At 71.2% G+C, this 25,010-nt stretch carries 23 protein-coding genes and 2 tRNA genes; 7 read left to right on the top strand and 18 right to left on the bottom strand.

Going from position 1 to position 25,010, the window contains the following annotated elements:
* Window positions 1-96 precede the first annotated feature (96 nt).
* Window positions 97-513: a Fur family transcriptional regulator gene (locus tag OHU74_RS24170; RefSeq protein ID WP_371617824.1), complete on the top strand. Its 417-nt coding sequence runs from the start codon at window positions 97-99 to the stop codon at window positions 511-513.
* A gap of 161 nt (window positions 514-674) precedes the next feature.
* Here the strand turns inward: OHU74_RS24170 and OHU74_RS24165 are convergent.
* The 4 genes from OHU74_RS24165 to OHU74_RS24150 form a co-directional block, all read right to left on the bottom strand.
* A tRNA-Met gene (locus tag OHU74_RS24165) sits at window positions 675-748 on the bottom strand.
* Window positions 749-819: 71 nt separating this feature from the next.
* Window positions 820-2,757: a tetratricopeptide repeat protein gene (locus tag OHU74_RS24160; RefSeq protein WP_371617823.1), complete on the bottom strand. Its 1,938-nt coding sequence runs from the start codon at window positions 2,755-2,757 to the stop codon at window positions 820-822.
* Between the two features lie 226 nt (window positions 2,758-2,983).
* A tRNA-Met gene (locus tag OHU74_RS24155) sits at window positions 2,984-3,057 on the bottom strand.
* Window positions 3,058-3,101: 44 nt separating this feature from the next.
* Window positions 3,102-5,996 carry a UPF0182 family protein gene (locus tag OHU74_RS24150; RefSeq protein ID WP_371619790.1) on the bottom strand — a complete coding sequence of 965 codons (2,895 nt, stop codon included), beginning with the start codon at window positions 5,994-5,996 and terminating at the stop codon, window positions 3,102-3,104.
* A gap of 148 nt (window positions 5,997-6,144) precedes the next feature.
* On the opposite strand from OHU74_RS24150, the gene OHU74_RS24145 reads away from it, so the two are divergent.
* Window positions 6,145-6,717, top strand: coding sequence for a PPA1309 family protein (locus tag OHU74_RS24145; protein ID WP_371617822.1), 573 nt, complete (start codon window positions 6,145-6,147; stop codon window positions 6,715-6,717).
* Between the two features lie 54 nt (window positions 6,718-6,771).
* Here OHU74_RS24145 and OHU74_RS24140 read toward each other — a convergent pair whose 3' ends face one another.
* The 4 genes from OHU74_RS24140 to OHU74_RS24125 all read right to left on the bottom strand — a co-directional run bounded on the left by OHU74_RS24140 (window position 6,772) and on the right by OHU74_RS24125 (window position 10,085).
* Window positions 6,772-7,860, bottom strand: coding sequence for a PDZ domain-containing protein (locus OHU74_RS24140; protein ID WP_371617821.1), 1,089 nt, complete (start codon window positions 7,858-7,860; stop codon window positions 6,772-6,774).
* 81 nt (window positions 7,861-7,941) lie between these two features.
* A complete protein-coding gene (locus OHU74_RS24135; RefSeq protein WP_330298480.1) occupies window positions 7,942-8,148 on the bottom strand; it encodes a hypothetical protein in 207 nt (68 codons plus the stop codon).
* A gap of 141 nt (window positions 8,149-8,289) precedes the next feature.
* Entirely contained in the window at window positions 8,290-8,751 is a 462-nt protein-coding gene (locus tag OHU74_RS24130; protein ID WP_330298479.1) for a molybdenum cofactor biosynthesis protein MoaE, read from the bottom strand.
* A 224-nt stretch (window positions 8,752-8,975) separates the two neighbouring features.
* Window positions 8,976-10,085: an SDR family oxidoreductase gene (locus OHU74_RS24125; RefSeq protein WP_371619789.1), complete on the bottom strand. Its 1,110-nt coding sequence runs from the start codon at window positions 10,083-10,085 to the stop codon at window positions 8,976-8,978.
* A gap of 269 nt (window positions 10,086-10,354) precedes the next feature.
* On the opposite strand from OHU74_RS24125, the gene OHU74_RS24120 reads away from it, so the two are divergent.
* Window positions 10,355-11,770 carry a zinc-dependent metalloprotease gene (locus OHU74_RS24120; RefSeq protein WP_371617820.1) on the top strand — a complete coding sequence of 472 codons (1,416 nt, stop codon included), beginning with the start codon at window positions 10,355-10,357 and terminating at the stop codon, window positions 11,768-11,770.
* Complete coding sequence (locus tag OHU74_RS24115; RefSeq protein WP_371617819.1) at window positions 11,767-12,297, top strand: NUDIX hydrolase; 531 nt, start codon at window positions 11,767-11,769, stop codon at window positions 12,295-12,297. Before OHU74_RS24120 ends, OHU74_RS24115 begins: the two co-directional genes overlap by 4 nt.
* A 73-nt stretch (window positions 12,298-12,370) precedes the next feature.
* Here the strand turns inward: OHU74_RS24115 and OHU74_RS24110 are convergent, their stop codons facing one another.
* The 5 genes from OHU74_RS24110 to OHU74_RS24090 all read right to left on the bottom strand — a co-directional run bounded on the left by OHU74_RS24110 (window position 12,371) and on the right by OHU74_RS24090 (window position 17,668).
* Window positions 12,371-13,126, bottom strand: coding sequence for an AIM24 family protein (locus OHU74_RS24110; protein WP_371617818.1), 756 nt, complete (start codon window positions 13,124-13,126; stop codon window positions 12,371-12,373).
* 17 nt (window positions 13,127-13,143) lie between these two features.
* The gene (locus tag OHU74_RS24105; RefSeq protein WP_371619788.1) at window positions 13,144-13,824 is read right to left on the bottom strand and encodes an AIM24 family protein; all 681 of its coding nucleotides are present in this window, start codon (window positions 13,822-13,824) and stop codon (window positions 13,144-13,146) included.
* Window positions 13,825-13,853: 29 nt separating this feature from the next.
* Window positions 13,854-15,548 carry a TerD family protein gene (locus OHU74_RS24100; RefSeq protein WP_371617817.1) on the bottom strand — a complete coding sequence of 565 codons (1,695 nt, stop codon included), beginning with the start codon at window positions 15,546-15,548 and terminating at the stop codon, window positions 13,854-13,856.
* A 136-nt stretch (window positions 15,549-15,684) separates the two neighbouring features.
* A complete protein-coding gene (locus OHU74_RS24095; RefSeq protein WP_371617816.1) occupies window positions 15,685-16,281 on the bottom strand; it encodes a M48 family metallopeptidase in 597 nt (198 codons plus the stop codon).
* 43 nt (window positions 16,282-16,324) lie between these two features.
* On the bottom strand, window positions 16,325-17,668 hold the full coding sequence (locus OHU74_RS24090) for a hypothetical protein (RefSeq protein ID WP_371617815.1): 1,344 nt from the start codon (window positions 17,666-17,668) through the stop codon (window positions 16,325-16,327).
* Between the two features lie 232 nt (window positions 17,669-17,900).
* On the opposite strand from OHU74_RS24090, the gene OHU74_RS24085 reads away from it, so the two are divergent.
* On the top strand, window positions 17,901-19,067 hold the full coding sequence (locus tag OHU74_RS24085; protein WP_371619787.1) for a TOMM precursor leader peptide-binding protein: 1,167 nt from the start codon (window positions 17,901-17,903) through the stop codon (window positions 19,065-19,067).
* A gap of 107 nt (window positions 19,068-19,174) precedes the next feature.
* Window positions 19,175-20,506 carry an ABC1 kinase family protein gene (locus OHU74_RS24080; RefSeq protein WP_371617814.1) on the top strand — a complete coding sequence of 444 codons (1,332 nt, stop codon included), beginning with the start codon at window positions 19,175-19,177 and terminating at the stop codon, window positions 20,504-20,506.
* 54 nt (window positions 20,507-20,560) lie between these two features.
* On the opposite strand, the gene OHU74_RS24075 is transcribed toward OHU74_RS24080, so the two are convergent.
* The 5 genes from OHU74_RS24075 to OHU74_RS24055 all read right to left on the bottom strand — a co-directional run bounded on the left by OHU74_RS24075 (window position 20,561) and on the right by OHU74_RS24055 (window position 24,544).
* Entirely contained in the window at window positions 20,561-20,767 is a 207-nt protein-coding gene (locus OHU74_RS24075) for a hypothetical protein (RefSeq protein WP_330298470.1), read from the bottom strand.
* 136 nt (window positions 20,768-20,903) lie between these two features.
* Window positions 20,904-21,236 carry a hypothetical protein gene (locus OHU74_RS24070; protein WP_371617813.1) on the bottom strand — a complete coding sequence of 111 codons (333 nt, stop codon included), beginning with the start codon at window positions 21,234-21,236 and terminating at the stop codon, window positions 20,904-20,906.
* Window positions 21,233-21,604, bottom strand: coding sequence for a WhiB family transcriptional regulator (locus OHU74_RS24065; RefSeq protein ID WP_214949242.1), 372 nt, complete (start codon window positions 21,602-21,604; stop codon window positions 21,233-21,235). Before OHU74_RS24065 ends, OHU74_RS24070 begins: the two co-directional genes overlap by 4 nt.
* Before the next feature lie 197 nt (window positions 21,605-21,801).
* Window positions 21,802-22,149 carry a hypothetical protein gene (locus OHU74_RS24060; protein ID WP_371619786.1) on the bottom strand — a complete coding sequence of 116 codons (348 nt, stop codon included), beginning with the start codon at window positions 22,147-22,149 and terminating at the stop codon, window positions 21,802-21,804.
* A 181-nt stretch (window positions 22,150-22,330) separates the two neighbouring features.
* The gene (locus tag OHU74_RS24055; protein ID WP_371617812.1) at window positions 22,331-24,544 is read right to left on the bottom strand and encodes an ATP-dependent DNA helicase UvrD2; all 2,214 of its coding nucleotides are present in this window, start codon (window positions 24,542-24,544) and stop codon (window positions 22,331-22,333) included.
* Between the two features lie 137 nt (window positions 24,545-24,681).
* Here OHU74_RS24055 and OHU74_RS24050 point away from each other — a divergent pair, with 137 nt between their 5' ends.
* Window positions 24,682-24,942, top strand: a complete 261-nt coding sequence (locus OHU74_RS24050; protein WP_330298466.1) for a mycoredoxin — start codon at window positions 24,682-24,684, stop codon at window positions 24,940-24,942.
* Window positions 24,943-25,010: the final 68 nt, after the last annotated feature.

Here is a 25,010-nt window from a genome sequence, read left to right as displayed (position 1 = left end):
CGATCCTACGATGGACTTTGTCTAAGTCAAGTAAGCATCCAAGTCGACACCGATTCGGGAGTTACACCGAATCCCCTCGCTGTTAGGCTGGCGTCTATGAGTGACCTGCTGGAACGACTTCGCGGACGCGGATGGCGCATGACCGCTCAGCGGCGCGTCGTGGCCGAGGTGCTCGACGGTGACCACGTTCACCTGACGGCCGACGAGGTGCACGCACGCGCGGTGGCCAGGCTGCCGGAGATCTCCCGCGCCACCGTCTACAACACCCTGGGCGAGCTCGTGACCCTGGGCGAGGTCCTGGAGGTTTCCACGGACCGGCGCGCCAAGCGGTACGACCCGAACGCCCACCGCCCCCACCAGCACCTGGTGTGCGCCCAGTGCGGCGCGATCCGCGACGTCCACCCGGCGGGCAACCCGCTGGCCGACCTGCCGGACACGGAGCGCTTCGGCTTCGTGGTGTCGGCGGTCGAGGTGACGTACCGCGGGGTCTGCCCGAACTGCGCGGGGGCCTAGCGGAGACTCGACGAACAAGGGAGGCCGGGGGCTCGATGAGCCCCCGGCCTTTTTGCTGCCCTCGTGCTGGCGGCTTCTTGCTGCCGCCCGCTTTTGCTGCCTTGGCAGCCGGAAACGACTGAAGGCCCGGATCCAGTGGATCCGGGCCTTCGAGCCTTCAGTAGCGGGGACAGGATTTGAACCTGCGACCTCTGGGTTATGAGCCCAGCGAGCTACCGAGCTGCTCCACCCCGCGTCGGTAAACCTGACTTTACGGGAAGCCACCCGGCAGATGCAAATCGGTTAACCGGGGGTCTACGCGGATAGCTAAGCGGACAGCTCCTCCGCCAGGGCTTCGCGCAGCCGGGCCGCACGCTCCGAGACCTCCGCCGGGCCCAGCTCCATGGCCCGCACGCACCACTTCTGCCCCTCCGTCAGGTCACCCTGCCGGGCCGCGAGCAGGCCCAGCCGCAGCGCGGCCCGGCCGTGCCCGGCCACGGCCGCCCGGGTCCACCACAGCGCAGCCTCCGGCTCGTTGCCCTCGCGCGCCAGCAGCAGCCCCAGGTTGAAGGCCCCGTTGCGGGAGCCGGCCTCCGCCGCCTCCCGGTACCAGCGCGCGGCGGCGCCCAGCTCGCCGCGCGCGGCGGCCAGCATCCCGACCCGGACCTGGGCGCGCCGGTGCCCCAGCTCCGCCGCCCGCTCGTACCACTCCTCGCTCTCGGTCCGCGGGGCTCCGCCGACCGGCTCGCCCAGCGCCACCGGCTCCGGTGGCGGAGCCAGCGATTCCAGCAGTGCGGCCAGCCGGAAGCACGCCTCCGCGCTGCCGCCGCCCGCCGCGCAGCGCAGGTGCCGTTCCGCCGCCCGGTCCTCACCGTCGCGGACCAGCGCGATGCCGACCTGGAGCGCGGCGTCGGTGTGTCCCGCCGACGCGGCCCGCTCGTACCACTTCAGGGCCGTGCGGTCCTCGTCCCGGCTGGCGAACAGGATCCCGAGGTTGAAGGCGGCGTCCACGCTGCCCGCCTCGGCCGCCTTGGAGAACCACGGCTCCGCTCCCGCCGCGTCCCCGCCCTGGAGCAGCAGGATGGCCAGCGCGTTGGCCGCCTCGCGGTGTCCCGCGTAGGCCGCGCGCCGGTACCACTGCTCCGCCTGCGCGGTCCGCTCCTGCGCGGCGCACAGCAGCGCGAGGTTGTACGCGCCGTTCTGGTCGCCCGCGTCCATCGCGGCCCGGTACCACTTCTCCGCCGTCTGGGTCTCGCCCCGGGCGGCGTGCAGCGCGCCCAGTGCGTTGGCCGCGTTGCCGTCGCCGTCCTGGGCGGCCCGCAGCCACCAGGTCGCCGCGTTCTCCTCGTCGCCGGCGTCGCGCAGCAGGAAGCCGAGCGCGCACGCGGCCCGCGGCTCGCCCTGCTTGGCCGAGGTCAGGTACCAGCGCCCGGCCTCCTTGAGCTCGCCGCGCGCCTCCAGGAGGGTGCCCAGGTGCAGCCCGGCGCGCCGGTGGCCGCGCGCGGCTGCCTGCCGGTACCACTGCTCGGCCTCGACCGGGTCGCCCTTCCTCAGGTGCCGGGCCAGCCGGTACGCGGCCTCGCGGTGCCCCTGCTCCGCCGCGGCGCGGAACCACCGCTCGACGCCCTTGTCCCCGCGGTGCTCCAGCAGGTCCGCGAGTCCGTACGCACCGAGGGCGTGGCCGGATTCCGCCGCCTGCCGCATCCAGTACTCGGCCGCGGGCTCGTCCCCGCGCTCGCGGTAGTGGCGGCCCAGGGCGTGCGCGGCCGGAGCGGATCCGGCCACGGCGGCCACGCGCCACCAGCCGGCGGCCTCTTCGGGGTAGCCGCGCTGGTGCAGGAGCACGCCGAGGTTGTTGGCGGCCGCGCGGTCGCCTTCCGCGGTGGCCCCGCGCAGGTACGGCTCGGCTCCGGTCAGGTCGCCGCGGCGCAGCAGGAGCGCCCCGAGCACGCTCATCGCGCCCGGGTCCCCCTTGTCGGCGGCGACCCGGTGGCGGGCCTCCAGCTCGGCGTCGCTGGCGGCGTCGGTCAGCGCGAAGGCCTCGTCGTCGAAGACGTCGTCGACCGGAACCTGCCGTGTGATCGGCAGGGCAGGCGTGATCGGCGCGGCGGCCGCGGCCACCGTGGTCCGCGGCGTCTGCGTGGTCATCGCAGTCCTCGCGTCAACAGCCTGAGCCGCCCCATCGGACTCCGCACCCGATTCGGCTTCCGCCCTCACAAACCGCCCTGTCTCCAGCAGAGTTGACCTGTCCCCCATAAATCCCATCGTCGCATCACCTGCTACCCGCGTACACCTGGTATGTCGCAGCCCGTGAGGTCACTACAGCGTTTTGTCGACATGCCCACAGAGAGATAAGTCAAACACGCTCGGACCCCAACTCACCCACCCCAGCGACCCCGTGTCCGCCACGTGTTCACCACACGCCCCGTCGCACATCCACCCCGGGCATGACGAAGGCCCGGATCCATCGGATCCGGGCCTTCGTCTTCAGTAGCGGGGACAGGATTTGAACCTGCGACCTCTGGGTTATGAGCCCAGCGAGCTACCGAGCTGCTCCACCCCGCGTCGGTAAAACCACAGTAGCACGACGCGGGGTGGAGCCATGACCGCTATCCGGTCGGTGGGGTGGGCGCCTTCAGCTTGGCCTCCGCGTCGATCGCCCGCTTCAGTGCCGCCTGCAGGTCGCCCTGGGCCTTGCCGTACGCCGTCCAGTCGCCGGCCTTCAGCGCCTTGTCGGCTTCCTCGAGCGCCTTCTGAGCGTCGCCGAGGGCCGCCTTGACCGTCGGGTCCTGGTTGACCGGCGGCGTGGTGGTGCCGTCACCGGGCGGGGTCGTCGGATTGGTCGGGTTGGTCGGCGTGGTCGGAGCCTCGGCCCCGAACACCACGTTCAACGCCTTCTCCAGCGTGTCCTCGAAGGCGGTCTGGCCGCCGTAGGTCACGAGCACCTTGCGCAGCAGCGGGTACTTCAGCCCGGAGCTGCGTACGTACACCGGCTCCGCGTAGAGCATGCCGCCGTCGAGCGGCACCGCGAGCAGGTTGCCGTACTCGACCTCGGAGTCGCCACCGCGCAGCAGGCGGATGGACTCGGCGATCTTCGGCTCCGACTGGAACTTGCTCTGCACCTGCTTGGGGCCGTCGACCGGCTTGCTGGTCGGCAGCTTCAGGATTCTGATCTTGCCGTAGTCCGGGGTGCTCGGATCGGCGTTGACCGCCATGAAGGCGCTCAGGTTGTCCCGCTCGTTCGGCGTGAGCGTCGTGGTGAGCGAGAAGACCTGGTCCTTCTCCTTCTGGCCCGGCATCTTCATCGACAGGTAGTACGGCGGAACCGCCGTACCGGGCTTGTTCGTCGGGTCGTCCGGGACGGCCCAGGCCTCGCTGCCGCTGAGGAAGGTCTGCGGGTCGGTGACGTGGTACCGGGTCAGCAGCTCGCGCTGGACCTTGAAGAGGTCCTGCGGGTAGCGGATGTGGTCCATGAGCGTCTTGGAGATCTCGCTCTTGGCCTTGACCGTGCCCGGGAACGCCTTCATCCAGGTCTTGAGGACCGGGTCCTGGGTGTCCCACTGGTACAGGCTGACCGTGCCGTCGTAGGCGTCCACGGTGGCCTTCACCGAGTTGCGGATGTAGTTGACCTGGTTCTCCTGGGCCACCACCGCGCGCTGGTTGTTGGTCAGCGAGTCGTGGGTGCTCTCGCCCAGCGTGGTGCGCGAGGCGTAGGGGTAGCCGTTGGTCGTGGTGTACGCGTCGACGATCCACTTGATCCGGCCGTCGATGACCGCCGGGTACGGGGCTCCGTCGATGGTCAGCCACGGAGCGACTGCCTCGACGCGCTCCTTGGGCGTGCGGTTGTACAGGATCCGCGAGCCCTCGCCGATGGCTCCCGAGTACAGGATCTGCGGCTCGCTGAAGGCGAGCGCGTACGCGGCGCGGTTGACCGGGTTGTCGAGATTGACGCCGGAGTCGCCCTTGTAGCTCGTCTCCTTCTCGCCCTTGTCGTCCGAGTAGTCGAGCTCCTTCTGCGGTCCGCCGACGATCGAGTACTGCTTCGTCTGCTCGCCGTAGTAGACGCGCTGCTCGAAGTCCGTGCCGAACATCCCCTTGGAGGGCAGGTCGGACTGGGTGAAGTCGGGGGCGCCCTGGTCACCGACGGTGGTGCCCTTGGCCGCGACCACGCCGTAGCCGTGCGTGTACTTGAAGTGGTCGTTGATCCAGTTGTTCTTCGGGATGCCGCCGATGTTCAGCTCGCGCAGACCGATGACCGTGTCCTGGCCGTTGTACCGGTCCACGGCGAGCGTGGACGGGAACGCGTAGTAGCCCTTGACCTGCTGGAGCTGCTGGAAGGCCGGGGAGACGATGTTCGGGTCGAGGAGCCTGATGCTGGCGGTCGTGTCGGCCGCCTTGCGCAGCTGCTGCTTGTCGGTTCCCTCGGCCGGGACGCCCGCGTAGTCCGTGACCTCCGCGTCGGCGACCCCGTAGGCGTCGCGCGTCGCCTTGATGTTCTTCTCGACGTACGGGGATTCCTTGGCCTGCTCGTTCGGCTGGACCTGGAACTTCTGCACGATCGCCGGATACAGCCCGCCGATCAGGATCGCCGAGAGCACCATCAGGCCGAAGCCGATGACGGGCAGCTGCCAGGTGCGGCGCCAGAGCGTCGCGAAGAAGAGCAGCGCGCAGATCGCCGCGATGGCGACCAGGATCGTCTTGGCCGGGAGGTAGGCGTTGGCGTCGACGTACCGCAGGCCGGTCCAGTTGTCAGCGGCCTTGAAGTCGCTGGACTTCACCGCGAGGCCGTACCGGTCGAGCCAGTAGGCGACCGCCTTGAGCGTGACGAAGAGGCCGAGCAGCACCGACAGGTGCCCGGTCGCCGCGGCGGTGGCCCGCGCACCCGGGCTCGTGACGCGCAGTCCCCCGTAGAGGTAGTGCACGACGGCCGCGGCGATCACCGAGAGCACGACGGCGGCGAAGCCGAAGCCGAGCAGGAAGCGGTACCAGGGCAGGTCGAAGGTGTAGAACGACACGTCCAGGTTGAACTGGGGGTCCTTCTGTCCGAAGGCCACCCCGTTCACGTACATCAGCCAGGTCTTCCACTGGCCGGCCGCCGAGGCGCCCGCGATCAGTCCGACGAGCGCCGAGATGCCCAGCAGTAGCCACATGCGGAAGGGCGCGACGCTCATCCGGTACCGGTCGAGGCTCTGCTGCTCCATCGACATCGCGCTGAGCGGCGGGCGCAGCCGGTGGGCCAGCCAGACGTTCAGCCCGACGGCACCGGCCATCAGCAGGCCGAAGACGGCGAAGAGGCCGACCTTGGTCCACAGCGTGGTGGTGAAGACGGTGGAGTACTTCACGGAGCGGAACCAGAGCCAGTCCGTCCAGAAGCCCGCGAACATGATGAACGCCATGGCCAGCACGGCCAGGACGCCCAAAGTCATCAGAAGAGTCCGGGCACGCCGGGACGGGCGGCCGACTCTCATCCGTGGCCCGGAGGGGCCTCCGCCGCGGTCCGGCATCTGGAAAGCCAAGGTGCGCACCTCGAAAGTCGCTGTGTGTAATTGATGCTGAAATTTCTTCAAAGCATGGGCCCCCGATCGTAGGGCCCTCTCATGCAACTTACTGGGGCTTTAGTCAGTTCCCGGTATCCGGTGGAAAGGAGGCAGGATGTTGCCCATGTCCAACCTTTCGCCGTCCCCCGGCACTCCGATGGCCGCCACCCCGCTGACCCGTGCCGTCCTCGAGATCGACGAGTACGCCTCCACCCTCGGCTGGGACAAGCCCGCCCGGCTCTTCGCCCTGGTCGACACGGCCAGGCTGCGCAAGGATGCCCCGGGAGTCGCCCGCCAGCTCGGCCTCGACCAGGACGACACCGGCAAGAACCAGCTCACCCCGATCGAGCAGGACGAGGTCCCGGCCGGGACCCCGCTCGACAAGTTCCTGGGAACCATCGCCTGGCCCCCGTCGATCCTCGGCTGCGCGCTGACCGTGGAGCGGCTGATGCTGCCGCCGTCGGCGGAGTCCTCCGTACCGGAGGGGCTCACCGACAAGCAGCTCGCCAAGTGGGTCGCCGGTCACCCGGAGCGCCAGGAGGTACGGCTGACCGTGGGCGTCCTGCGCGACGGCTCGCGCGAGTCCGCCGTACGGCTGCGCGAGAAGGACTCGGCCAACGAGGTGCTCACGGGCGCGACCCTGGTCCCCGGGCTCGCCGAGGCGCTGGCCGCGACCTTCCTGGACTAGGCCGTCTCTTTCGGATCGGGGAGGGGCGGCCCGGTGCGGGCCGCCCGGACACGGTCAGGGCTTGGTGCACTGCGGCAGCCCGGCCGTGTCCCCCTTGCCGATCTTCTGCAGCGCCTTCACCGCGTCGTCGATGGTGGCGACCTTCACCAGCTTCAGCCCGTCGGGCACGTTGGTCAGGGCGGAGGCGCAGTTGTCGGCGGGCGTCAGGAAGTACTCGGCGCCGGCCTGCCGGGCGCCGATGGTCTTCATCTGGATGCCGCCGATCGGGCCGACCTTGCCCGCGTCGTCGATGGTTCCGGTGCCGGCGATGAACTTGCCGCCGGTCAGGTTCTCCGGGGTGAGCTTGTCGACGATGCCCAGCGAGAACATCAGGCCCGCACTCGGGCCTCCGACGTCGGCGAGCTTGATGTCGATCGTGAACGGGAAGGTGTGGTCGGTACCGGCCCGGATGCCGACGACGGCACGGCCCTCGGGGCCCGCCTTGCCCGCGACGACCGTGACCTTGGTGGTGGCGGTGGGCTCGCGGTTCGCCTTCTCGGCCTCGGCGGCCTCCGCCGTGGGCACGATGAGGAACTCGACCGGCTCCCCGGGCTTGTGCTTGGTGACGAGCTTGGCCACGTCCTCGGGGGCCGTGACGGGCGCGCCGTCCACGCTCTTGATCACGTCACCGGCGTGCAGCTTGCCCTCGGAGGGGCTGCCCTTGACCACCGAGGAGACGACCACGCGGGAAGCGACCGGGATGCCGATCTGCTTGAGGGCGGCCACCTTGGCGCTCTCCTGCGACTGGCTGAACTCCTCGGCGTTCTCCTGTGTGGACTCCTGGTCCGTCTTGCCGTCCGGGTACAGGTTCTCGTGCGGTACGACGATGTTGTCGCCGGCCGCCCAGCCGTAGACCGCCTCGAGCAGGTTCATGTCGTAGTCCGCGCCGGTGACGCGGACCGTCGTCATGTTCAGGTGCCCGGTGGTCGGGTACGTCTTGTGCCCCGAGATGTTCAGGACGGGCTCGCCGTGCGAGTCCCCGAGCGTGTTCACGGTCGGTCCCGGACTCATCTCGGAGTACGGGACCTTCATGAACACCCCTGCGCAGAGCAGGGCGAAGAGCATGAGGGTGGAAGCGAGCATCGTCGCAGTGCGGCGTGGCATGGATCGACAGTACGGGACGGCCCTCGCGAGCGGCCCCCGGGGCCGGTCCGTACGGGGCCGGTCCTTACGTGGGGCGCGACCTCAGACGGTGTCAACCGTGTCTTTCTTCCAGTGCGCGTCCGCCGTCGGCCGGGTCTGTTCGGCCTTGCCCATGGCTTCACGGAATCTCGCGTAGCCCGCGAGTTCGGATATGTCACCGGATGTACGGTCGCGTGCCGCCCAGCTGCCCCATATCGCCGCTCCGACCGCGGCGAACAGCGGAATCAGCAACCACGCCAGTGACGCCATGGGCGTGCCTCCCTACCCCGAAGTACTAGTTGTTGGTGGCTTCAACGCTGGTGCCCGGGAGGGGGTTACGCAAATCGAGGGCGTGTTGCGCGTCCGAACGGGTGCGGCCGACCCCGCCGGACGCACCCGGTCGACCCTGCCTCAGCAGGCGCCGACCCACTCCTCCGTGCCGTCGGCGAAGGTCTGGTGCTTCCAGATCGGGACCTCGTGCTTGAGGTCGTCGATCAGCATCCGGCAGGCCTCGAAGGCCTCGCCGCGGTGCGGGCAGGAGACGGCGACGACGACCGCGAGGTCGCCGACGGCCAGGTCGCCGATGCGGTGGACGGCGGCGAGGGCACGGACCGGGTACTTCGCCACGACGCGCTCGGCGACGCGGCGCATCTCCGCCTCCGCCGAGGGGTGGCAGGAGTAGCCGAGCTGATCGACGTCCGACCCGCCGTCGTGGTTGCGCACCGTGCCGACGAAGAGCGTGGTGCCGCCCGTCGCGTCGTCGCCGACGGCCTGGAAGACCTCGTCGATCGAGAGCGGGGTCTCACGGATTTCGAGGAGCCGGATCGGGTCCGAAGCGGCCTGCTCGCCGGGGTGGTCGAAGTGCGGTGCCATACCTTCCATCGTGCCTTAGCCGCCGACCCGGCGGAATAGCAGTTTCACCAGGGCGGCACCCGCGCCCTTGGGAGCCTCCTACAGAAACGGAACCCGGCGCCGCCGGGCAAAATCCAGCCCTGCCAGGCCCAATCCAGCCCCGCCGGCGTTTGAGGCGCGGGGGTCCGGGGGCAGCGCCCCCGGCAACGGCGCCGCACCGGGACGGCGGCCCGACCCCGCCGGGGTCAGATCCCCCGACGCCGACGGGCGGCGCGGATCGCCGCGGCGGCGCCCAGCAGAGCCACCGTCGCACCAGCCGCACCGGCGGCCGTGGCGTCCTTGCGCCCCAGCCTGCGCCCCGCGACCGTGTGCCGTCCTGCGACCTCCTGGAGGAGCTCCGCCAGCACCTCCTCGTTGGTCCAGCGCGGCCGCCAGCCCGCCGCGTGCAGCGCGCTGATGCTGACCACCCAGGGGTGCATCGTGTACGCGAGGTCCCCGGCCGGGGACGGGGTCAGGCCGATCCGGTGCAGCCGGGCCGCCGCCCCGAGGGCCACGGCCGACGGGAGTTCCATGCGGCGGATGCCGCTGAGCTCCTCGACCTCCTCCTGCTCCAGCCAGCCCTCGCAGCCGACCGCCAGCTCCCCCTCGACCTTCTCCAGCGCCGCGTACTCCAGGGCGCTGACCAGGTCCTCCACGTGGCAGAACTGCCAGGTGGGGCGGGAGCCGGTCACCACCAGCAGGCGCGGGGACTCGAAGTACCGGGTCAGCGCCGTGTCCGTGCCGCCGACCAGCACCGCCGGGCGGACCACGGTGACGTTGAGGCCGGGGTGCGCTCGCGGCGCACGGCGGCCGAGCCGCTCGATCTCCAGCAGGTCCCCGACCCCGGTCGCCTCGGCGGTGGCCCGCAGCTCGGCGTCCTCGGAGAGCGGGATGTCGTTGTCGGGCAGGGCCCCGTAGACCATCGCCGAAGTGCACAGCACGACCCGGTGCACCCCGGCCGCCGCGGCGGCGGTGAGCACGGTCTGGGTCCCCCGCACGTTGTACGCCGTACGGGCCGCCGGGTCCGTCTCCAGGTCCAGGTCGAGCGCCAGGTGGACCACGACGTCCGCGCCGCGCAGCTTCTCCGCGATCGCGGGGTCGCGCACGTCCAGGAGGTGCCACTGCGCGGCCGCGCAGTCCCCGCGCCGCTCGTCGATCGCGACGACCTGCTTGACCTCGTCGGACGCGGCCAGTCTGGCCACCAGGGCGGCGCCCACTCCCGACGCGGCGCCGGTCACGGCGATCACGGGTCCGCGGACGGCCGGGTTACGCGGCTGGCGAACGCCCTGGGCGCTGTCACCGGGCTCAGGGCGGATTTCGGCGTCCTGCGGCGCGCGACCGGGCTTTTCCGAGCCGTTCTTGTCCAAAGCGTGCGGATCTGGGGAACTCACCAGGCGTCTCCAGCGGTTGTCTTCAGTAGGAGACGCGCCGTGACGCGTACCTACCAGGTGATGTCCATCCTGCCGCAGCCCAGGAGTCGGCGGAGCACCGAGCCCGGAAGCGGGTCTGGTGTCTACGCTGGGTGGTGTTGTCGATTCCATTGCCCGCCGGCACCCACCGGCGGCCCTACGAGCCGAGGAAACCCGTGAGCGACACCCCATTCGGATTCGGTCTTCCGCCCGAGGAGCCTACGAACGGCGACGAAGGCAAGAAGAAGGGCAATGAGGGCGGTCAGAGCGGCCCGAATCCGTTCGGGTTCGGCTCGGGCATGCCCGGCGGACTGCCGGGAGGCGCCGGCGGTCAGGGCGGCGCCGACAACCCCTTCGCCGCGATGTTCGGCTCGATGAACCCGAACGACCTCGGTGCCGCCTTCCAGCAGCTCGGCCAGATGCTGAGCTACGAGGGCGGCCCGGTCAACTGGGACATGGCCAAGGACATCGCCCGCCAGACCGTGGCCCAGGGCACCTCGGACGGGGTGAAGGACGCCAGCGTCGGCCTCGCCGAGAAGTCGGCGGTGGAGGAGGCCGTGCGCCTCGCCGACCACTGGCTCGACGGGGTCACCTCGCTGCCCTCGGGCGCCGCGACGGCCGTCGCGTGGAGCCGTGCCGAGTGGGTCGAGGAGACCCTCCCGGTGTGGAAGGAGCTCGTGGACCCGGTCGCCGAGCGCGTCGGCGCGGCCATGGGCGGCGTACTGCCCGAGGAGATGCAGGCCATGGCGGGCCCGCTGCTCGGCATGATGCGCTCCATGGGCGGGGCCATGTTCGGCCAGCAGATCGGGCAGGCCGTGGGCACCCTCGCGGGCGAGGTCGTCGGCTCCACCGACATCGGCCTCCCGCTGGGCCCGGCCGGCAAGGCCGCGCTGCTCCCGCTGAACATCGAGAGCTTCGGCAAGGACCTGGGCGTCTCCTCGGACGAGGTCCGGCTGTACCTGGCGCTGCGCGAGGCCGCCCACGCGCGCCTCTTCGCGCACGTGCCGTGGCTGCGCTCGCACCTCTTCGGCGCGGTCGAGGGCTACGCACGGGGCATCAAGGTCGACACCTCGAAGCTGGAGGACGTGGTCGGCCAGCTCGACCCGTCGAACCCGGAGCAGCTGCAGGAAGCCCTCCAGGGCGGCATGTTCCAGCCGCAGGACACCCCCGAGCAGAAGGCCGCGCTGGCCCGCCTGGAGACGGCGCTCGCGCTGGTCGAGGGCTGGGTGGACGCGGTCGTGCACGAGGCGGCCTCTCCCCGGCTGACCTCGGCGGACGCCATGCGCGAGACCATGCGCCGGCGGCGCGCCTCGGGCGGCCCGGCGGAGCAGACCTTCGCGACCCTGATCGGTCTGGAGCTGCGGCCGCGCCGGCTGCGCGACGCCTCCCGGCTGTGGGCCTCGCTCACCGACGCGCGCGGTGTGGACGGGCGCGACGGACTGTGGGAGCACCCGGACATGCTGCCGACCGCCTCGGACCTGGACGACCCGGACGGGTTCGTGCACCGGGAGCAGCTGGACTTCTCCGAGATCGACAAGATGCTCGGCGAAGCGGCAGAGAAGCGCGAGCAGGACGGCGACGACAAGAAGTGAGCCTGCACGAAGACGCGGTGCTGGTCCTGAAGTCGTACGAGGACCAGCCCGAGCTGCGCGACCTGTACCTGGAACACCTGGCGGCCCACCCGGACGGGGTCTACAAGCCCTGCCAGGCCGGGCACGTCACCGGCAGCGCCCTGGTGATCGACCCGGCGCGCGGCCGCGTACTGCTGACCCTGCACAAGAAGCTGGGCATGTGGCTGCAGATGGGCGGCCACTGCGAGACGGGCGACACGACGCTCGAGGGAGTCGCCCTGCGCGAGGCCGAGGAGGAGTCCGGCATCGCCCACGGGCTGACGCTGCTGGCAGGCGGACCGGTGCGGCTCGACCGGCATCCGATCCCGGCGCCGTGCAACTGGCACCTGGACGTGCAGTACGCGGCGCTGGCGCCCGCCGAGGCGGTCGAAGCGATCAGCGACGAGTCGCTGGACCTGCGCTGGTTCCCGTACGCGGAGGTGGCGGCGGTGGCCGACACCTCGGTGGTGCGGCTGCTGGAGGCGACCTTGGCGCGGCTCCCGGGCTGAGCCGGCCGGACGGCAGAAGGGGCGGCTCCGCGGTGGTCCGCTGAGCCGCCCCTCGTCCGTTCCCGTGGCGGGATCAGTTCCAGGCGTTGTTCTGGTTCTGCGCGTGGGCGCCGTGCTGGCCCATGCCGAACTGTGCGGCCGCGCCCTGCCCGATGGTGGCGTTCTGCGGCGGGAGCACCTCGCTGGGCTGGACCAGGGCGAACCCGGTGCCGAGGAAGCTGAGCTCCCAGCCCTCTCCGGTGTTGCCGCGCCGGCGCCACACACCGCTGGAGTGCGTCTGGGCCTGCATCTGCACGCGCAGCGAGGTGGACCAGGCGACGATGGCGTCCGCGTCGGCGTTGACGTACTTGTCGGGCGTGACCTGCATCATCAGCGGCTGCCCGGAGGTCATCAGCGCGACCTTTCCGCGGCCGGTGATGTTGAGCTGGTACTTGCCGGTGCCGGAGACCCCGTACTGGCTGTCCACGGCGATGACCTCGGTGTGCAGGGTCGAGTCGAGGGCCAGTACGTAGCCGCTGTCGACCGTGAGGCCGTCCTGGTCCACGTCCACCACGTGCACGTACTGGGCGAGGTTGGCCAGGTAGACCGTGCCCTGACCCGAGCAGCGCATCAGGTCCAGGCCCTCACCGGTGCGGGCGCGGGCGCCGCGCTGGGTGGCGCTCTGGTACTCGCCGTCGAAGTCGATGATCCCCTGGTAGGCGACCATGGCGCCCTTGCGGGCGAGCACGTCGTCGGAGCCGCTCAGGGAGACCCGCAGCAGCTGCGGGTTCTGGACGGCGTACCGCTCCTGGGACTGCGCCTCGGCGTGGGCGAAAAGTGAGCTCTGCATGATATGTCTTCTCCCCCTCAGCCCCGGGCCCGGAGCCGGTCGGTGCTGTCCTCGCTGGGCTGTACGACGACGATGCCCTGGCCGGAGAAGGCCATCTGGTAGGCCTCCCCGCTGCCCCGGCCGATCAGTGACGAGGCCTTGAAGCTGCTCTTCCCCTTGACCTTGAGGTTCGGAGACCAGGCGACGAGCGCGTCGGGGTCGACGTACGTCTCGTCCTCGCCGCGGCCGCACTCGACCACGATCGGGGTGCCCCGGGAGGTGACCGCGACCCAGCCGGTGCCGGAGACCTGCACGTTGAACAGGCCCTGGCCGGCGAATTTGGCCATGCCCTTGACCCGCTCGACGCCCCACTGGAGGTGGGCGTCGAAGGCCAGCAGGTTGGTGCCGTTGACGGAGAGGGCGTCGTTGTTGAGGTTGATGCAGACGACGTTCGCGCCGTAGTCGGCGAGGTAGAGCAGGCCGTCGCCGGTGCACTTCATCAGCGGGGCGCCTTCGCCCGTGAGCCACTGCGAGGCCATCTGGCGCAGGGCCGGCGGGTTGGGCTCGTACTGCACGAAGCCCTCGTAGGCGACCATCGACCCGGTGCGGGCGAAGAGGTCCTGGCCGCTCTGCATGGCGACCTTGAGCATGGCCGAACCGTGGTTCTCCATGCGGGCCGTGACGGGGGTCGGGGCGTAGCCCGCGAGCTGCTGGTTCATCGAGTTCATGGCATTCATGTGGGGCTCCCTCAGACCTCGTACGGCTGGACGACGATGAAGTTTCCGGGGGCGCCGCGGAACTGGAGGTTCACGGTCTCCCCGCTGTGGCCGGGGTAGGCGTTGCGGCGCAGCCGGACCTGACTGGAAATGATCACCTGGGAGGCGGCGGACCAGGCGACGATGGCGTTGCTGTCCGCGAAGGTGGTCGGGGTGACGGGCAGGACGACGGGGGTGCCGTGCGTCTTGACGATCACCGTGCCGGTGCCCTGGAAGAGCATCGTGAACAGCGCGCCGCCGGGGATGCCGTGGCCCTCGATGCGGCGCACCTCGTGCTGGAGCGACTCGTCGAAGGCGAGGACGGACTCGGCGGAGACGCAGATGCCGTCGCCCTGGAGCTCGATGGCGTGCAGGTGGGTCCCGTTCTCGGCGAGGAACACCTGGCCGCGGCCGGTGCAGCGCATGAGCTGCATCTCCTGGCCGGTGGCGTTGCCGACGATGCGGCCGGCGAAGCCCGCACCCTTGTAGCTGAAGTCCACCTTGCCCTGGTAGAGGACCATGCTGCCCTGGCGGGCGAGGACGGCCTGGCCGCCCATCGACAGGTCCACCCGCATGAGCTGCTTGTTCTGCGGGGTCCAGCGGGCGCCCGTGGGGGCTTCCTTGTACGGCTGGAGGGCTGCGGCGAGCCCGGCGCCGACGGCGGGGACCGGCTGCATGGGCTGCTGGCCGTAGCCGGGGGGCTGCTGGCCGTACGGGGGCGGCTGCTGGCCGGGGAACTGGCCGGACGGCTGGGCGGGGTACTGGCCCGACGGCTGGGCGGGGTACTGGCCGGACTGCTGGCCGGGGACCTGGCCGTACGAGGGCTGCGGCTGCTGCCCGTACGGCGCGGGGGCCGGGGCGGGCGGCGGGACCTGGCCGTAGGGCGCGGGCGCGGGAGCCGGGGGTGCCAGCGGGACGCCCATGGGCGCGGCCATGGTGGGGGCCGCGTGAACGGGCTGCTGGTACGGGGCGGGAGCCTGCGCCGGGGCCTGGTACGGGGCGGGAGCCTGCGCCGGGGCCTGGTACGGGGCGGGGGCCTGGGCCGGAGCCTGGGCGGGAGCGCCGAAGCCGGGCGCCGGAGCGGCGGCCTGCGGCGGCGGGGCGAAGCCGGGCGCACCGGCCGGTGCCTGCGCCTGGGCCTGCTGCGCGGGCTCTTCCTCCTCGGCGACCTCGCCGCCGAAGTTCTTGAGCAGCGCGGCGAGCCCGCCGTCGAATCCCTGGCCGACGGCGGCGAAGCGCCACACGTCCTTGAGGTAGAAGTCGCCGATCATCAGGGCGCGCTCGGTGCTGAACTCCGAGCCCGTGAAGGAGTAGCGGACGACTTCCTCACCGCCCGCCACGATGCGGATGTAGCCCGGTCCGATCTGCGACATCTGCCCGGCGCCGTCGATCGAGGCGGCGAAGGAGAGCTTGTGGATGTTCGCCGGAATGCGGTCCAGGGTCACCCGGAAGGATTCCGCGTCACCGGACTGCGCGCCGAGCAGCTGAATGGCCTCTTCCGGCGACTTCGGCTGGTTGAAGAAGACGAAGTAACGGTCGTCCGAGAGCTGCTCGTTCGCGTCGAGGCCGAAACAGCTGATGTCGATGGCGAGTCCGGGCCCGGCGATCTGGACGCCCACGTACAGGTCCGTGCCCGCCGTCAGATCGCTGATTTTGGCCTTGTGACCGCGTTGGAATTCCCTGGCCATACCTAAGACCGTCCCCCATCCCGACTGTGAATGCGTGGCGCTCAGGCTAACGGCAACCTCGGACATCCGGCCAAGTCGGTACCGACCCGGTACATATCACGGTGGGCGACATCCGGGGCAAGCGGGAATTAGGGGACTATTCGTCGCGAGCGGCCGGCACCTTCGGCAGGCGCTCGGCGGCCACGATCCCCTCGAGGTATCCGCGGGCCCTCTCGGTGCGCGGGTACTCCTCCAGCAGCTCCCAGAATTCGGCTCCGTGGCCGGGCACGAGGAGGTGCGCCAGCTCGTGCAGCAGCACGTAGTCGACGACGTACTCGGGCATCCCCTGGAGCCGGTGGGAAAGCCGGATGCTGCCTTCTGCCGGAGTGCAGGAGCCCCAGCGGGTGTTCTGATTGGTGACCCAGCGGACGGAACGCGGGCGGGCGCGACCGCTGAAGTACTGCTCGGACAAACGCTCGGCCCGCTCGGTGAGTTCCGCGTCCCCGAGGGTCCGCTTGCTCTCCTGGGCCGCCAGTTTGTCGAGCATGACGCCCACCCAGCGCTGCTCCTCCGCCTCGGACATCCGGGCAGGGATGAGGACGACCGTACGATCACCCTCGCGGTAGGCGGATACGGTCCTGCGGCGGCGCGCGCTCCGGCGGACTTCGACGGCGCGCTGTGGCGGATCGGCGGACACGCCACGACGGTACCCGCTCGCCCCGGCGGAAGTCCCGCCCCTCCGGGGTTCGAACATGATCGATTCGCGGACGGCCCCCCGCGGGCCCCGATTGTTCGGCTCATGGGGTGATTGCTCGTGAATTGCGGATTTGCCCGGCTCGGTGCCGGCCGCAGTCGGCGAGGATCGCACGGCGGGCCTCGACGGCGGCTGCGAGCATCGTCTCGTCCAGCATCATCTCGCCGTCCCGCGAGGAGTCGTTGACCGGTATGCGGGTGCGCCGGTCGATCACCGCCGTCAGCGACGGCAGCGCGGGCGCCGCTCGACGGCCCATGCGTGCGAGGCCTTGCGCGTAGTACTCGCCGATGCCGTAATCGCCGAGGTGCGGGGTCATGAGTGCGAGAAGGCGGGGAAGAGCCGTGGGACCGGCGTGTCGCAGCCACAGCGGAGCGCACACCCCCTGCATGCGGCAAGGCCGTTCGAAGGTGAGGCCGTACAGCTGGGCAGCCTGCCGGAAGGTCAGCGGGCCCGCGTCCAGCAGGGCCCCGAAGATCTCAGGGGCGTGCAGAAGTCGCCCGATGCTCACGGGCTTGGCTTGAAGGACCGCTGCGGCGCTGGTGCTGTCGTACGAAGGCGGCGGACCGCCGGAGGGCCGGCGGGCCTTGGGATACGGGGTGAAGGGGACCTCGGCGATCAGCGCGCCGTGTGTGCGCATGGCGGCCTCGGAGATGGAGGCGGTGGTGAGGGCTTCGGCCATGGCCGGGCTGATCCCCTCCCCGCAGTGACGGACCAGCAGGGGCAACAGCACGACCGGGGCCGCCCTCAAGTCGTGACACGCCTCACGCGCGAGGCCGGCGCCGATGTCCCGGGTGGCGGGATCGCCGATGAGCCGCGCCACCAGGGCGTAGAGGTGATCCTCGCGCCCGAGTCCGCACAGGACATGGCCCCAGCGCCACCCGATGCCGTCCAGGTGGCGCGCGGCCTCCCGGGCATCGGCGAACAGTGCCCTGTCGAGCCGCGGCCACTGCTCCGCAGGGGCGGCCCGCAAGGCATCCAGACGGGCCAGGAACCGGACGGAGGCCAAGGGGTCGTCCCGCAGGTGCCCGACGGAACCGCCGAGCAGATCGGCGAGGGCAGTACGCACCACGGGTTCGGTGAGTTCGCCGAGGGCCCTGAGCGCGAGATCGCGGCCTCCCGCGCGCACGACGAGAAACGCGGCCCTGCGCCGTACGGCTTCATCAGGGTCGGTGAGTCGAGCGAACGCGGCCTCGGCGGCCTCGGGCCAAGGGGTCCGGCCCCCGGCGGACGACAGGAGCTCCATGGCCTCACGACGTACGAACGCATCGCCGGACTGCGAGAGCTGGAGCAGCCGGACGGCCACGGGGCCGGCGCGATCGGCGAGGACCGCGTCGAGGACCGCCGTACTGGCGGGGTGGGCGGCGGTCGTGGCGTGTCCGGCGGACACGGCCTCGTCCAGCCACTTCAACGGACCGGGCGGTGGCCGCCCTTCCGCGCACGGGATTCGGTCATGCGGCTGATCGTGCCACGTACGGCAACCGCCGGGCCAGGGGATGTGCGCGCCGAGGTTATCCACAGGGGATGTGGCCGGGCTCCCACCTTCCCTACTCTCAGTAACGGAGCGACCTCGCCGAGTTGGCGAAGGCGCGGGGAGATGGACAGGGATGAGGGGGATCACGGTGTATCCGAAGATGAAGCCGGCGCTGGCGCGGGCGTGGCGGGATCTGCAGACGGTGCAATTCGGGGTCACGCCCGCCCATGCGGTGGTGCTCGGTCCGGTGGATACGGCGACGGGTGCGCTCCTCGACCTGATCGACGGGACGCGGGGGATGGAGTTGCTGCGCTTGCAGGGCAGGGCGATGGGACTGCCGGACGGCCGGGTCGACGACATGGTGCGGCGGCTGGCTTCGGCCGGGCTGCTCGACGACTCCACGGTCGGCGGGCCGCGGGCCCAGGCGGTGCGGGCCCGGCCGGAGGCCATGGCCCGGCTGGGACCGGACCTGGGTTCGCTGTCCCTGGTCCATCCCGAGCCGGGCGGGGACTTGCTGGGTGTCGCCGCCCGTCGGGGGATACGGGTCCAGGTGCGCGGGAGCGGCCGGGTGGGCGGGGTGATCGCCTCGGTCCTGGCGGGAGCCGGGGTGGGCCGGGTCGAGGTCCTCGACGGGGGCCGCGCGCAGCCCGCGGACGTGGCACCGGGCGGGCTGGGTCCCGCCAGCGTGGGCCGGCTGCGTGCCGAAGCCGCCAGGACGGTGGTCCGCGAGGCGGCCCCGGGGCGCGCACCGCGGACCGCGGAGAGCCAGGGGCCGGAGCCGGGGCTGGCCCTGGTGGTGGTCGCACCCCGGGACGGGCTCCAGTCCTGGGCCCCCGATCCGCAGACGGCGGAGGACTGGGTCGCCACCGGGACCCCGCACCTGTACGCGGGGGTGCTGGAGGGGACCGGGCTGGTGGGGCCGCTGGTCCTGCCCGGAGCCACGGCGTGCGCCGGGTGCATGGAGCGCGATCGGGTGGACCGGGATCCGGCCTGGCCGCGGATGCTGGTCCAGTGGCGCTCGATCCACCACCGCCGGGACTCGGCCGCCTGCGATCTGGGACTGTCCACGGCGGTGGCCGGCCTGGCCGCGGCCCACGCCCTGTCCTTCCTCGACGGCGAACTCCCCGCCTCGACGGCCACCCGCTGGGAGGCCTCCTTGCCCGGCCTCCACTGGCGGCCCACCCCGGTCCGGTCGCACCCCGAGTGCCCGTGTGGTGCGAGCGGCCACGATGAGGCCGCCGAAGCGGAGTCGGCTGCCCGGTCCTGGCCGGAACCTGCCGTGGCAGTGGGCTCGGAGAGGCGCGGAGGGCCATGACAGGATTGCCGTGGTCGGGGCCCCGTGGTCGGGGCTCCGTCCGAGTTCGTCGGGGGCTTTCCCGAACCGCCGCTTGCGGCTCAGCTGTCTGGGAACTGGAGGGGCACATGTCTGATCTTCCCCGGAAGGCGGTCACCCGCACCGTCAAGCTGGCCGCGCTGCCGCTCGGCATGGCCGGCCGGGCCACTTGGGGACTCGGCAAGCGGATCGGGGGCAAGTCGGCGGAGATCGTCGCGCGCGAGCTCCAGCAGCGGACCGCCGATCAGCTGTTCCGCGTCCTGGGTGAGCTGAAGGGGGGCGCGATGAAGCTCGGGCAAGCGCTCTCGGTCTTCGAGTCGGCCCTGCCGGAGGAGGTCGGCGGGCCCTACCGGGCGGCGTTGACGAAGCTTCAGGAGGCCGCGCCGCCGCTGCCCGTGGCCACCGTTCACCAGGTGCTGACGGACCGGCTGGGTGCGGACTGGCGGGACCTGTTCGAGGAGTTCGAGGACAAGCCCGCCGCGGCCGCCTCCATCGGGCAGGTGCACCGGGCCGTGTGGCACGACGGCCGGCAGGTGGCGGTCAAGGTCCAGTACCCGGGGGCCGGCGAGGCGCTGCTGTCGGACCTGAAGCAGCTGAGCCGGTTCGCGGGGCTGCTGGGACCGCTGATCCCGGGCATAGAGATCAAGCCGCTGATCAAGGAGTTGCGCGACCGGGTCGCCGAGGAGCTCGACTACGAGCTGGAGGCGGAGGCGCAGCAGGCGCACGCGGATGCCTTCGCCGGCGACGAGGACGTGGTGGTCCCGGACGTCGTGCACCAGGGCGAGCAGGTGCTGGTGACGGAGTGGATGGAGGGGACCCCGCTGTCGGAGGTGATAGCCGACGGCACCCGGGAGGAGCGCGACGGCGCCGGACAGCTGCTGGCCCGGTTCCTCTTCTCCGGCCCCGCCCGCACCGGGCTGCTGCACGCCGATCCCCACCCGGGCAACTTCCGGCTCATCACCGGGCCGGACGGCCGGATGCGGCTGGGCGTCCTGGACTTCGGGACCGTCGACCGGCTGCCGGGCGGCTGGCCCAAGTCCATCGGCAGGTCGCTGCGGATGACGCTGGACGGTGACGCCGAGGGGGTCTACGGGCACCTTCGCGCGGAGGGGTTCGTACGGGACTCCAAGGAGCTGGACCCGGATGCGGTGCTCGACTACCTGAAGCCCATCATCGAGCCCGCCGAGGCCGAGGAGTTCACCTTCACCCGGCCGTGGCTGCGCGGCCAGGCGGCGCGCATAGCCGATCCGCGCTCCCCCGCGCACCAGTTGGGGCGTCAGATCAACCTGCCGCCCTCGTACCTGCTGATCCACCGGGTGACGCTGAGCACGATCGGCGTGCTGTGCCAGCTGGGCGCGACGGTCCGGCTCCGCGACGAACTGGAGTCCTGGCTCCCGGGGTTCCTGCCCGACGAGGACTGACCGGGCCGGGGTTGACCCGGCCGGCGCCGAGCGGGTCCGGCCGGGCGGGCCGGTTCACCACCAGGCGGAGTCGAGGCGGCCTTCGATGGCGCGGAGGTTGGCTCGCGCGCAGTCGACGCAGAAGTACTGTCTGGTCCCGTTCTCCACGGAGCAGGTCCAGGTGGGCGGGGGGCCTGCCGGGGACTGGGCGCCGCAGCGCGCGCAGACGACGGGCGGGGCCTCGGAACCCGGCGGGGCCGGGTGGGAATTCGGCTGGTCCACCTCCAGACGATATCCCCGCCGCCCCCGCCGTGGGTGACGGCGCTCCGCAACGCACCGGGGGGACCGGTCCGTTCGGACCGGTCCCCCCGGGCGGTGTTGCCGAGCTGCTCCGGCCGCCTCGGCGGCCGTGGCGGCCTCAGTTCATGACGGCCATGGCCAGCGCGCGCCGGGCGCGCATGGAGACGCGCTCGGCTCGCCGCTGCATGCGGCGCGCGGCGACCACGCGCAGGGCGCGACGTTCGACGTCGACCTCACGCATACGGTCGGCCATATGGGCACGAGCCATGGCTTCTGGGATGAGTTGCATTTCGCGGGTCCTGTTCTGACGCGAGGTGATCGCGCCGGCGGTGATGAAGTCTGCGGTGGCGGAGCCGTGCGGCTGCTCGCTCGTGGTGGCGTAGGGGGACATGAGGGCCTGCTTCAGGGGGTCGTGCGTCAGGGGGCGGTCGATGGTTCCGTGGGCGGTCATGCCGCGACAACCGGGTTCTTGCGCGGACGGCCACGGGGGCGCTTGCGGGCCACGACCACGCCCTGGACGAAGAGCTCGCCACCCCAGACACCCCAGGGCTCGCGGCGCTCGAGCGCACCGGCGAGGCAGGCCTCGACCAGCGGGCAGGTGCCGCAGAGGGACTTCGCGTACTCGACGTCCGCCGGGGACTCGGCGAAGAAGACCTCGGGGTCGTAGGTACGGCAGGCGACGGGTACACCGAGGTTCTCGATGGCGTCGTCGAGCGCGGTGAGCGCGGTGAGGGGAGTCAAGGTGGAGTCCTCCGGGACTGCGGGCGGGGAGAGGGTCTGGGTCTTCGGTACGGACGGGGCGTGCGCTTCGAGTTGCACGGTGGTTTCTTCCTCGTCTTGTTCGTCTAGTCGTTCCGGCCGGTCGGCCGGGGGCGGCTGGGCTACCTCGTCACACCGACTGGACTTGCCAGTCCCGAGGCCCCTTCACTCCGTCGTCCCTGTTCGGGGACAAACAGAAGGGCCGCGGATCCCGGGTGGGGTTCCGCGGCCCTGAAGGCGCCGGCCTGATCATGCGATCAGGCTGGATCACTCCAGGGTTCGAGCCCGCGGAAGGCCCACATCAGGTGGTGCTGCTGCTTCGTCTGCTTCTTGGATCCGGCACCGGCTGCGGCCGCAAAGGCATAGGCGCCATGCGCCCTTGCTTCTGCTGCCATTACTGCCACCGGCGCCTGGGTCGGTCGCTCATTACGCTCACTGGCCAGCAGCGCGACGGGCGCGGCAGCGGCGACCAGGGCCAGGGCAGGGCTATCGGCGCAAATGGCGGACAGACCGGTACCCGTGAGACCCGTGAGCGGAAGGAGCGTGGAGGAGCCGAGCGTGCAGGAAGCGGCAACCGAGCGATCGGTCATTTTGGTGGTGGTCATGAAGCTGGTCACTGGTCTCGCCTCCTCTCGGCGTCTCGGGGACTCGGCCCGGAGGCCTGGTCCCATGCGTATTCGGATAAGTACAGCACGGATCGGGGGCTTCGGAGAAGCCCACCGTTTCCGTTGCTAAGAACCTATGGGGATTCGCTGGGCATGTGCAAACTATTTTTCCGACGAGTTTCTACGCGTCGTCAGGATCTTGGCCTTCGGGGTCCCCACCTGCACAGATGGCCAGCACGTCGGCTCCGTACCGCTCGAGCTTGCGCGCGCCCACTCCGGAGATCATCGAGAGCTCTCCGTCCTGCGAGGGAGCGGCCTCCGCGATGGCCATCAGCGTCTTGTCCGTGAAGACGCAGTAGGCGGGCATGCCCTGGTCCTTCGCCTGGACGGCCCGCCAGTCGCGCAGCCGCTCGTAGAGCCCCTCGTCCATGTCCGAGGGGCAGTCCTCGCAGCGCATCAGTTTGAGCTCGCCGGCCTCGGTCAGGGTCTTGCCGCAGACCCGGCACAGGACCGGTCCGCGGCGGACGCGCTTGCGGACCGGGCCGCCCGGCGCGCTTCCCGGGGCCATGGAGCCCGGTCGCAGGCCATTGAGGAAGCGGCTGGGGCGTCGGGACCCCCGGCCGCCCGGAGTTCGGGAGAGCGCCCAGGAGAGCGTCAGGTGGTGCCGGGCCCGGGTGACGCCGACGTAGAGCAGCCGGCGCTCCTCCTCGACCTGCTCGTCGGTCTTCGCATAGGTGATCGGCATCATGCCGTCGGTCAGGCCGACGAGGAACACCGCGTCCCACTCCAGGCCCTTCGCCGCGTGCAGCGAGGCGAGGGTGACGCCCTGGACGGTCGGGGCGTGCTGGGCGGCCTTGCGCTCGTCCAGCTCGATCGTGAGGTCGGCCAGGGTGGCGGCCGGGCGGGCGCGGGCGAAGTCCTCGGCGAGCCGGACCAGCGCGGCCACGGACTCCCACTGGTCGCGGACGGCTCCGGAGCCGGCGGGCGGCTCGTGGGTCCAGCCGGTCGAGCTGAGCACGGCACGGACCTGGGGGCCGAGCTCGACGATGTCGTCGAGCAGGGGGTCGTTGCCGCCGGAGCGGGCGGCTCCGCGCAGGGCGAGGATCGCCTTCTGCACCTCGCCCCGCTCGAAGAAGCGCTCGGCTCCGCGCAGCTGGTACGGGACCCCGGCGTCGGCGAGGGCCTGCTCGTAGACCTCGGACTGGGCGTTGATGCGGTAGAGGACTGCGATCTCGCCCGCGGGGACTCCGGCGGCGATCAGGTCCCGGATCCGGGCGGCGATGCCCTCGGCTTCGGCGGGCTCGTCGGAGTACTCGGCGTAGACCGGGTCGGGGCCCGCCTCGCGCTGGGAGATCAGCTCGAGGCGGTGCTCGGCGGCCCGTCCCTTGGCTTGATTCAGCAGCCCGTTGGCGAGGTGGACCACCTGGGGGGTGGAGCGGTAGTCGCGGACCAGCTTGACCACGGTGGCCTGCGGGTACTTGGTGCGGAAGTTCAGCAGGTGGTCGGGGGTGGCGCCGGTGAAGGAGTAGATCGTCTGGCTGGCGTCGCCGACCACGCACAGGGTGTCGCGGTCGCCGAGCCAGAGGTCCAGGAGCCGCTGCTGGAGCGGGCTGACGTCCTGGTACTCGTCGACCACGAAGTGCTGGTACTGGGTGCGGATCTGGTCGGCCACCGCGGGGACGTCGTGCAGGATCCCGACGGTGAGGAGCAGCACGTCCTCGAAGTCGATCATGTTGCGGTCGCGCTTGAGCTGCTCGTACATCCCGTAGATCTGGGCGATCTCGGCCAGGTCCCGGGGGGCCTCGCGGCCGGACTTGAGGGCGGCCGCCGGATAGTCGGCGGGCACGGTCTGAGTGACCTTCGCCCACTCGATCTCGCCGGTGACATCGCGCAGCTCGCCCCGGTCGAGGCGGATGCGGCAGCGCGCGCCCGCCTCGGCGACGAACTGGATCTTGCGCTCCAGCAGCCGGGGCACCTCGCCGCCGACCGCCCGGGGCCAGAAGTACTGGAGCTGGCGCAGGGCGGCGGAGTGGAACGTGCGCGCCTGCACCCCGCCGGCGCCGAGCTCGCGCAGGCGGCCGCGCATCTCGCCCGCGGCGCGGTTGGTGAAGGTGACGGCCAGCACGCTCGCCGGCACGAGTTGGCCGGAACGCACCCCGTAGGCGATGCGGTGGGTGATCGCCCGGGTCTTGCCCGTACCCGCACCGGCCAGCACGCACACCGGCCCGCGCAGGGTCGTCGCGACCTCGCGCTGCTCCGGGTCCAGGCCCAGGAGCACCGCGTCGGCCGAGTCGGCGCCGGCCGTGAAGGATGAGGAGTGCGTTGCTGCTGTCACCCCGCCATGCTGCCAGGTCCGGAGGGGACCGAGGGAAAGCCGTCCACAGGGCGCCCGCATTCTTCATACCGGAGCTGGCCGCGGAGCCGCTCCCGGAGCCCGCTCCCGGAGCCCGGTCCCGCCCCCGGGAATGGCCGCGCCGTCCCGTACGTTCGAGTACTCGGACCAACGAGCACCCCACGAATGGAGAGCGCAGCATGCAGGACGCGGGCACGGTCACGATGTACAGCACGACCTGGTGCGGCTACTGCCGTCGGCTGAAGAGCCAGCTGGACCGGGAAGGCATCGCCTACAACGAGATCAACATCGAGCTCGACCCCGAGTCCGCGGCGTTCGTGGAGAAGGCGAACGGCGGCAACCAGACGGTTCCCACCGTCCTCGTGAAGTCCTCCGCGGGCAACGAGTCGGTCATGACGAACCCGAGCCTGGCCCAGGTCAAGCAGGCCCTCGCCGTCTGATCCGCCCGCCGGTGCAGTGATGTGCCGGTGCGCTTGAGTGCCGGTGTGCGCAAACGCACTACAGAAAG

Origin of the sequence: Streptomyces sp. NBC_00454 (assembly GCF_041434015.1) — a bacterium.
Taxonomy (GTDB): domain Bacteria; phylum Actinomycetota; class Actinomycetes; order Streptomycetales; family Streptomycetaceae; genus Streptomyces.
This window is presented reverse-complemented; position numbering and strand designations above follow the sequence as displayed.